This is a genomic window from Candidatus Obscuribacterales bacterium, assembly GCA_036703605.1.
Taxonomy (GTDB): domain Bacteria; phylum Cyanobacteriota; class Cyanobacteriia; order RECH01; family RECH01; genus RECH01.
On the sequence record DATNRH010001075.1, the window covers coordinates 1 to 10213 of the forward strand.

The window sequence follows — 10213 nt, forward strand, 5'->3', positions numbered from 1 at the left end:
ATTTCGATCAGGGACACATCTAGGTCGCTTAGTGGGTCGCAAAACAGCGCTGTCTCAGCATCGTCTCATAGTTGGAGCTATTGCTATCAAAGGACTCTAGATCCAAATGGCCCGTTTTGGTCAGAATCTTTACCGTGGCCCTGCATCGCCAAGGGCTGGGGCTGAGATCGTGATTGCTGCAGGGGAATAGTGATCACAAACTCCGTCCCCTGCCCGAGGGTAGAGGTGCAGGTGAGGGTGCCTCGATGGCGTTCGGTGATGATCCGATAGCTAATGGACATCCCCAAACCCGTGCCGCGACCAATGGGCTTGGTGGTAAAAAATGGATCGAACAATCGCTTCTGAACGCTTTCCGGCATCCCTGGGCCATTGTCGAGGATACCGATTTGTATGGTCTGAGCCTCCGTCATCCAAGTGGAAATAGTGACCTGCCCAGGAAGGGGCGATCGCCCTTGGGCCACGCGCTGACTGTTTTCATCCTCAATGGCATCAAGGGCATTGGTGAGAATATTCATAAACACTTGGTTGAGCTGCCCCGGATAACATTCCACCCGAGGTAGATTACCGTAGCGCTTCACAATCTCAATACCGTCGTTGTGATCATCTTGGTGGTCATCTTGCTTAAGACGGTTGCTTAAAATCATCAGCGTGCTATCCAGCCCCTCATGGAGATCCACGGTTTTAATATCCGCTTCATCTAGCCGGGAAAACGTCCGCAGCGATCGCACAATGCCCATAATCCGATCAATGCCCACCTGCATAGATTCTAAGAGCTGCGGCAAATCCTGCTTCACAAACTCCAGATCAATACTGTCCATTTGCGCCTGTAGCTCTGGCGGTGTGGGCGCGCTCTTCTGATAGGCATGGATCAACATCAACAGATGCTCAGCGTAGTCCCGAGCGGGGCGCAAGTTGCCGTGAATAAAGTTAATAGGATTGTTGATCTCGTGGGCCACACCTGCCACCAATTGACCCAAACTAGACATCTTTTCCGACTGCACCAACTGCATCTGGGTCAGGCGCAGTTCCTCAAGAGCAACTTCTAGCTCCTGGGTACGCTGCCGCAGAGCCGCCTCCGAGTTCTGCAAAATATCTTGGGCTTGCTTACGCTGCTGCACCTCCTCCAGCAACGTTTGGTTACTGTGCTGCAATTTAAGCTGCATTTGCCGTAGGGTAAGCTGATTCTCGACCCGCGCCAGCACCTCTTCCACCTGAAACGGCTTAGTGATGTAGTCTGCACCGCCCACCCGAAACGCCTTGACCTTATCCGCCGTATCACTCAGCGCACTTAGGAAAATGATGGGAATGGCCCCGGTTTGTTCACAGGCTTTCAACTCTTCACACACCTGATAACCGTTCATAGCCGGCATGTTGATATCCAACAAAATCAGATCCGGAGGCAGGGCGCGAACCGCCATCAACGCCGCAGAACCACTAATGGCACTGCGCACTTCATAGCCCCGCTGCCCCAACATGCGAGACAGCAGACGCAGGTTATCAGCTTTATCATCCACAATCAGAATGTTGCCGTTGAGGGAGCGATCGTCCATTAGATCTGGCTTACTCATGGAGTTGGAAAGGTGTGGGAGGCTGCGGTCAGGGCGACAATGTCTTCAAAACGAAAATCGTGGGTGAGCTTCGTAAGGGCACGGGCTAAGGGTTGCTGGGTATCGGGCAGTTGCTGAATGAGTTGCAGCACTAAGCGATCGCTACACCCACTAGCAGCTCGGTGAAGCTGGCTCAGCCAGTCTGCGGGCATAGTTGACAGCGCCTCGGGGGTGAGCACCATCTGGCTAGTCGTCACATCTGCCTGATCTTCGTAACAGTATTCCAGTCCTAAATGGTAGGACAGGAGATCTAGCAACCGTTGCTCTTGAACAGGCTTATACAGAAAGTCATCACACCCTGCATTGAGAATATCAGCCCGATCATCTTCAAACACACTACTCGTAACAGCAATAATGGGGGTCTGACGCCCCTGCAGCTCAGCTTTAATGCGTTGAGTCGCTTCGTAGCCACTCATCACTGGCATCCGCATATCCATCAAAATGGCATGGGGGTGCCACTGTTGCCAAAGGGCGATCGCTTCTTCCCCATTTTCGGCCTCTTGGACGCGAAAACCAATAAAGGTCAGCAACTTCACCAAGACATTACGACTATCTTCATGATCATCAACCACTAGAATCCGACATTCGGGTTGATCGGGCCGCAAACCTACCACACGCTGAGGGGACGACCGTTCGGGTAGATCGGCAAGGCTAGCTAAGCGCACCTGAATATAAAACTTGAAGGTACTGCCTTGATCCAGTTCGCTGCTGACAGAGATCGTCCCCCCCATTAACTGCACAAATTTTTGACTAATACTCAGCCCCAACCCGGTGCCTTCCCGCTGGGCCTGGCCGGCCGCGGCCTGCTCGAAGGGCAAAAATAAGCGTTCCATATCGCTACGACCAATGCCCACCCCGGTGTCACTCACCTCAAACCACAGCAAATGATAGCGCTCCTGTGAATCCGAGGATGGCAACGAATCTGTAGAATGGGGAAGGTTGTGCACCCGCAACACCACACCGCCCTGACGGGTAAATTTGATGGCATTACCCAGGAGATTGATCAGCACTTGCTGGAGCTTGCCCTCATCCGCCGTCACATAGCGGGGCACGCCCGGTGAACGGTGGAAGGCTAAGGTCAGGTCTTTCTCATGGGCCTTGAGGCAGAGCATATCCTCTAACCCATCCAGCAAATTGTATAAATCAAAGCTTTGCTCATTGAGATCAATCTGCCCGGCTTCAATTTTAGACATCTCTAAGACGTCATTAATCAGGGTGAGAAGGTGCTGACCGCTACGATTAATGATGTTTAGGTATTCTCGATTGTCAGAGCCCAGGGATGGGTCATGGTTCATCACTTGGCTAAATCCCAAAATGGCATTCAGCGGTGTGCGCAACTCATGGCTCATATTGGCCAAAAATTCACTCTTGGCCCGGTTGGCAGATTGGGCGGCATCCCGAGCATTAGCCAGCTCAATGGCTTGCAGTTGGGTGCGCTGCAATAATTCAGCCTGCTGCACCGCCACGCCCAGTTGGGTGCCCACATGGGTGGCGAGCTGAATGTCGCTATCTTTCCAGTAGCGAGGGCGATCGTTTTGGTAGTGGGCGAGTAATCCCCACAGGCGATCGCCCTGGAAAATCGGCACAGTGAGATAGGCACGGGCCTGATATCGCTCTAGCAGGTGCATGTAGCAAGGGGAAAATCCTGCTTGGTAAATGTCACGCACGCAGAGAAACTGCGTACCCCGAGCATAGGCTCCCCCCTGGGTTTCATGGAGATAGGTGTCTTGCGTATCGGTGCCGCGCTTCGACCAATCTTTCACAGCACAGCTATCTTCCTGCAGCGCTTCATCGTTCAAACCCTGTTCATGCCATTGATCAATCACGAGGGGTTTCCAGCCCGCCCCTGCTGATTCAGCAATGAATTCACCACTCCAATCGGCATTAAAGCGATAAATGGCCACGCGATCGCACTGGAGCAGTTGCCGCAGCTCTTGGGTGGTGGAACGAAAGATTTGCTCTAGATCCAAGGTTTGGCGCATCCGTTCAATCACATGTTGCGCTGCTCGCTGGCGTTCGGCTAGTTCCTTGAGCGCTTCTTGGGCCTGGTGGCGATCGCGAATTTCATGCTGGAGGTCTCGGTTCTGCCGATCGAGCAACTGGCGCTGCTGCTGCTCCTGTTCCAACAGCTTCGCGTGCTGCAAGGCAATACCCACCTGAGCAGCGATCGCCTGCAGTAGATGACTATCTTCATCCGTCCAGTCTCGCTGATGGTCGCATTGATGCAGCTCCAGCATTCCCGTTGGCTGCCCTTGGTAAGACGTACGCACCGCGAGAATAGACTGTACCTGCACCTGGTTCCACAACGGCTGTAGCGTAGCAAGACGCGGATCGGATGAAACATCGGGAACAGGAATCACCTGATCATGGGCCAAGACAGCGATCGCATAGGGATTATTGTGCAACGGAATTTGAAACGTCATCGGCAGTTGATAGCCCGACTCCGCATAAACCGCCACGGTAGAAATAGCAGACGGCGGCGACTGACTGCAGGTGTGGATGATACAGCGATTCACGCCAAAGGTGCGGGCCACCTGGCCCACCGTCGTCTCAAAAATTTTCTTGCTGTCGATTTGCCAGCGAATTTCATCCGTTACCTGACGGATCAGCAACGCTTGATTGAGCTGCTGGGACAGGGCTTCCTCAGTCAGCTTCAGGTCGCTAATATCGCGTAGCGAACCCACCATGCGCAGGGGCTGCCCGATGCTGTTCCACTGGGCTTTGCCCCGCACCAGCACCCATTTATAAGACCCATTGCTGCACTTCATGCGATATTCCGCCATGAAGGTAGAACGTTGTCGCCGTAGATGGGCCTGGGCAGCCACCTCCACCAGTTCAGCATCATTGGGATGGATCCGCTGTAGCCATGTGTCATAGTTGAGCAGCAGCTCGGATGGCGCATAGCCTAGAATGTCTGCAAAGCGATCGGAACAAGCAATGTGGTTGCTGGGAATATCCCAATCCCAAATGCCGTCATTGTTGCCGTCGAGGGCCAACTGCCAGCGCTCTTCACTCTGGCTCAGAGCATCTTGAATGCGCTTTTGTTCAAGAATGGCCCGCAGTTGAGACGCGATCGCCATGGAAAGCTGCATCTGCTTCGGTTCATTAGCATGGGGATGGGTGTAGAACACCAAGACAGCCAGCACGGGCGGCACCTGGCAAGAATCCAAGGTAGCCTCCGTCTGGGGTGACACAATGGGAATCACCAGCTTCCGCCCATAGCCCAGATCTGCCAACCACTGCAACGGCTGACTGCCCCAATCGTCCGGGCTGCCCAGCGTGCCCCACATGGGCTCCCCCGCCTGCCATACCTGCCCTTCCAAACCTTGATGGGGCTGTAGCGTGATCGCCTGAAGATGCTGATGACTTTCTTCTAGTTCCACAACGTAACTGGCACAGAGCTTAGGCTGGGCATACCACATGGAGCTACAGGCCAAGGTGTTCGGATCTATGGGCATCCAGGCACAGCCATAGCCAAAGTCCAACACATCACATAGATACCTCAGCACCACGTCTAGAGCTGCATTCAGGTCTGGAGCGCTGCTCACCTCCTGCATCATGGCCAGCAACACTTGGTTTTGAGATTCTGCCTGGGTGCGATCGCTGATTTCCTGCTGAAGGCGTTGATTTTTCAGCATCAACTGCTTCTGGAGATGGCGAATGCGCAATTGATGCTGAATGCGAACCACTACCTCTTTGATATTCAGAGGTTTGGTGAGGTAATCAGCACCACCCACCTCAAATGCCCGCACCTTATCCAACGGTTCTTCTAAGGCACTGACAAAAATAACTGGTATATCTGCCGTCGCTGGATGAGCCTTCAGCCGCCGACAGAGTTCATACCCATCCATCTGCGGCATGCGAATATCTAGCAGCACAAGGTCGAAGGACATGTGGGCCAAATTGTGGAGCGCTTGCTCTGGATTCAAGGCCATGCTGGCTTGATAGCCTTCCTGATCTAACAGTTGGCATAAAATTCGAGCATTTGGCAAAATATCATCGACGACTAGAATGTGGCCAGCAGTGTCAGAGATAGGTGGGTTCATGGTCGAGAGGTGCAAATGTGCCAGAGGTGCTGGCGGGAAGTGAAATAGCATCTGCTATGGCTCAGAGGCATATATGTGGAAGGCGATCGCCCCAGGAAACCCCTTGCATAGCCTAAAAGCAGACGAGGGTGGAACATACGTTGAATTGTGTCTCATCTTAGGAGCCCCGATGGGACTGCAGGCTCTCCCTCCAAACAGGACGTAAGTAGACAGTAGACCTTATCGGCAATTAGTTGCTCGACATCCAAATAGATGTAGAAGCCATAAGATCGATGGGTTTCAGGCTAAGAATTGATTGCTTTTCCTAATTCCAATTAAGTCTAGGAGACAACTATGAGCCAATATTCAGATCAACGCAGACCAAGGAATGAAGTTGCTTAGGGTAAGTCGTCTAGGTATCAGGGATCATGGTGGCAAGCGTGAACAAAACTATCTCTCCTATGAAGCTCCCGCTTGAGCTGTTAGCATCGTGAGCATTTAAACCTCTACATCAAAGGGCGTCCCAGCTTAAAACAATAGGATGAGCCACCGTGTCAAGCTCCCACCGATGATATAGACCTCTGTAGGCTGCGAAGTTGCCCCTATCACTGCAAGGACATCAACCGCCTAAACTGATACACAATCAGGAATTCTAAACCCCGAAAGAGATTAGCAAGCAAGGAAATAATGCGTTGTCTAGGCACCCTGATGTAGCCTAGGGGGCTAACGCATACCCAGGGCGATCGCCTAGTAGACGTTAGACACTACTACCCTATCGAATATTTTCAGGAGAAAGTGATCCATTTCCTAATATAAAGATGAGGAAATTCCCGAACCCATGTGTTTTTTGATGAACAAGGAGAGTAGTGATACTCTACCAACCTCGGTTGACGGCCAAACCTTTGTTCTCATCCCCTCCCCCCCTTTCCCCAAAAGACGTAGGAGAAGCCTCAGCGGCTAGGGGCTCCGCTCCCGCCCCGGCCATGGACGAGAGCGTCAGGGCGACGTCCACAAATGTTTGTCCGTCAATCACCTCGTCAACCAACACTACCCCCTACCAGGATGAACGATGACTGAATCATCTCGTCCCCCCTTGCCTCGGCTGTCCCCCACCACCAGCTACTACATCCGTCGCTTGCTGCATCAGAACCTTGATCAGCTGCGATCGGTCTTAGCCAGCGGAGCCGGGCTGGAAGCCAACCCCCTCTCCGACCTGAACGAGGTGTTGGGGAGCCTATATTTGGAGGCAGATGAGCTTAAGGAAGCTGTTCAGAGCATCGAGCGCTTGGCAACGTGTCATCAGGCGCTCGCGACCCAAGGTGGGCTTCATCGCCAAGAGCTAGAGCAAACCCAGTCGGAGATTTTTTGGCTGCTAGGGTTTCGGCTAGACCGGCCTGAACATCGCGGGTTACTGCTGCTGGTGGATGATCAGCCTGAAAATTTACGCTTGCTATCGACCACCCTCAGTAAGCAGGGGTATGACATTCGCAGTACTGTGAGCGGCTCCATGGCCATTACGGCGGCCAAAACAGCGAAGCCCGATCTGGTCTTGCTGGACATCATGATGCCGGGGATGGATGGCTATGATGTCTGCCGCGAGCTGAAGTCCCAAGTGGAGACTGCCGACATTCCCATCATCTTTGTTAGCGCCATTGACGACACCTTCGACAAGGTCAAGGCCTTTCAAGTGGGCGGAGCCGACTACATTACCAAGCCCTTTCGCATTGAAGAGGTCGCTGCCCGCATTGAAAATCAGATGCAAATTCGCCAGCTTCAGCAGCGGCTGCGGGGGCAAAATGTGCGGCTTGAGGAAGAACTACAGCGTATTAAGACGGAACAAAACCAAGCCGAACTGATGCGGCTAGCGATGGCGCAAATTGGTGACTATGTCTTGTTTTGTGATGACCAAGCCCAAGTCATCCATGGCAATGAGGCAGCCTGCAAGCAGCTTGGCTATTCCTATAGTGATTTGCTCACCCTCAGCCTTTACACCATTGCCCCGAACCTCACCCCCGACCAATGGTCTGAATATCGCCTCAAGCTGAGGGATTGGGGCTTTATGACCCTACAGATGGAACATCAGTCGGTCACGCAGCAGGCGATCGCTGTTTCCCTGGGGATGCATTATTTTCAACAAAATGGTCAGGAGCGCTTTTGCTTAGTTGCCCGCAAACTGGTGACTGTTTAATCGTTATGTTCTCCCATTTAATAGCTGATCTAAGGGTTGATTTAAGGGTTGATTTAAGGGTTGATCTGCTGGCTGAACAATCTGATCATGTTGCACAACGGTAAGATGGTGGGCATTCTGGTAGGAGCGATCGCTCCCACTGTTTGCGTCGTCGTCATTGCGTCATCATTGTTGGATGCTTAGTTGGATGCCTATGTCTCAGCCTCATGCCCATTCTGCTGCCTACCCCACCACCCAAGGAGCACTGCGCGATCGCCTCGATACCTACTACCAAGACATCAAGGCGGTGATCTTAAACCGTCAGCACCCGATTACGGGACTGCTGCCCGCCAGCACCGCCATTAATAGCCACGGCAACTATACCGATGCTTGGGTGCGCGACAATGTGTACAGCATTTTGGCCGTATGGGGGTTGGGGCTAGCCTACCGCAAATGCGATCGCGACCAGGGGCGCGCCTACGAGCTAGACCATAGCGTCATCAAGCTGATGCGCGGCTTGCTAACTTCCATGATGAAGCAGTCCCACAAAATTGAGCGCTTCAAAACCACCCAGTCGCCCATGGATGCCCTCCATGCCAAATACCGCACCAGCACTGGCGAAACGGTGGTCGGCGATCATGAATGGGGACACCTGCAGCTCGATGCCACCTCCATCTACCTGCTGATGTTGGCGCAGATGACCGCATCCGGTCTGCGCATCATCTACACTCTGGATGAAGTCAACGTGGTGCAAAACCTGGTGTATTACATTGGTCGCGCCTACCGCACCCCCGACTATGGCATCTGGGAACGGGGCAATAAGATTAACCACGGCGACCCAGAGCTGAACGCCAGCTCCATCGGCATGGCCAAGGCGGCCCTCGAAGCCATGAACGGCATCAACCTCTTTGGCATCGAGGGCGATCAGTCATCTGTCATCCATGTGCTGCCCGATGAGATTGCCCGCACCCGCAGCACCCTAGAATCCCTACTGCCTAGGGAATCTGGCTCCAAGGAAGTGGATGCGGCACTGCTCAGCGTCATCGGCTTCCCCGCCTTCGCCATTGATAACCCAGACCTGGTCGATCGCACCCGGCGCAACGTGGTGGATAAACTCCAGGGCAACTACGGCTGCAAGCGTTTCCTGCGGGATGGGCACCAAACGGTGATTGAAGATAGCCAGCGGTTGCACTACGAGCCCATTGAACTCAAGCAGTTTGAGCATGTCGAATGTGAGTGGCCGCTGTTTTACACCTACCTGTTCCTCGACGCGATCTTTCGGGGCGATCGCCCTCAGATCGACGACTATCAGCAGCGCTTGCAATCGGTACTGGTGGAGCAGAATGGGCGGATGCTGCTCCCCGAACTGTACTATGTCCCCCAAGAGCATCTGGATGCCGAACGCGACGACCCCGGCAGCCAAACCCGCCAGCCCAATGACAACATCCCGCTGGTCTGGGCCCAGAGCCTCTATTACCTGGGGCAACTGCTGTCAGAGCATTTAATCGCCGTGGGTGATCTCGATCCCCTAGGGCGGCATTTATCCCTCCAGGCTCCCCAAGCGCCGCTGGTGCAGATTGCCCTGATTGCCGAAGATGAAGCCCTGCAGGCCCAGCTATCCACCTATGGCGTGCCCACCCAAGTGCCCACCCAAGTGGAGCCGGTGCAAATTCGCCATGCCGCAGAGCTAGCCGTTATCTACAGCCAAATTGGCCGCAACGACGTGTTGGGGCTATCAGGACGTCCCCTGCGCCGCTTGCGCAGCCTGACCACATCACGCCTCTTCTACGTCCATGGAGATGCAATAGCTTTCTTACCTTCATTTTTGGATCAGCAACAGTTTTATCTGACCATCGACTACCATTTCCTAGTTGCCCAAATCAAAGGTGAACTAGCCTATATCCAGCGCCACTGGAGCCAGCTAGGACGACCCACCCTCACCCTTTTGCTGACTCACAGTATGTTTGAAGTGGGTCAGCCCAGCGCCATTGGTGAATCGCCGTTATTACAATTGATTCAGGAGTTAATGAGCGGCCGCTGTGATGATGTCTCCGTGCGCGTTGCGCCGCTGAATCAGTTAATCTCCACAGCGGCAATAGAGCGCATTGATTTCGTCCATGATTTCCGCTTTAGCCAAGCGCCCGTACGTCCTGTCCCACCCAAGCCCAAATTCTTACCTTTTGACCCAGCGGTCAACCAACCGCTGACTGGCCCCCAGGAGTTTTTGCTGGAATGCGAAACCGAAGCCGAAGCGATTCTAGATCGCTTAAAACAATCCGCTAGCCTCTACGAACAAATCGAGCTGCTAGACACCCTCTGTGAAGTAGAAGGACTCACCTACGAACTTCCCTGGGAGAGCGATCGCCCCCTAACGGTGGCAGACTTGCTGGATGAAGTCTACGAAAAAGCCACCC

Annotated in this window: 5 protein-coding genes; 2 read left to right on the forward strand and 3 right to left on the reverse strand. The window is 53.6% G+C overall.

The window, feature by feature from the left end; translation table 11 throughout:
• Positions 1–86: 86 nt before the first annotated feature.
• The 3 genes from V6D20_22010 to V6D20_22020 all read right to left on the reverse strand — a co-directional run bounded on the left by V6D20_22010 (position 87) and on the right by V6D20_22020 (position 6677).
• A complete protein-coding gene (locus tag V6D20_22010; GenBank protein HEY9818459.1) occupies positions 87–1568 on the reverse strand; it encodes a response regulator in 1482 nt (493 codons plus the stop codon).
• Complete coding sequence (locus tag V6D20_22015) at positions 1565–5653, reverse strand: response regulator (GenBank protein ID HEY9818460.1); 4089 nt, start codon at positions 5651–5653, stop codon at positions 1565–1567. Before V6D20_22015 ends, V6D20_22010 begins: the two co-directional genes overlap by 4 nt.
• Before the next feature lie 853 nt (positions 5654–6506).
• Positions 6507–6677: a hypothetical protein gene (locus tag V6D20_22020; protein HEY9818461.1), complete on the reverse strand. Its 171-nt coding sequence runs from the start codon at positions 6675–6677 to the stop codon at positions 6507–6509.
• A 24-nt stretch (positions 6678–6701) separates the two neighbouring features.
• On the opposite strand from V6D20_22020, the gene V6D20_22025 reads away from it, so the two are divergent.
• The gene (locus V6D20_22025) at positions 6702–7820 is read left to right on the forward strand and encodes a response regulator (GenBank protein HEY9818462.1); all 1119 of its coding nucleotides are present in this window, start codon (positions 6702–6704) and stop codon (positions 7818–7820) included.
• A 193-nt stretch (positions 7821–8013) separates the two neighbouring features.
• A partial coding sequence (locus V6D20_22030; protein HEY9818463.1) for a glycoside hydrolase family 15 protein occupies positions 8014–10213 on the forward strand: 2200 nt, incomplete at its 3' end.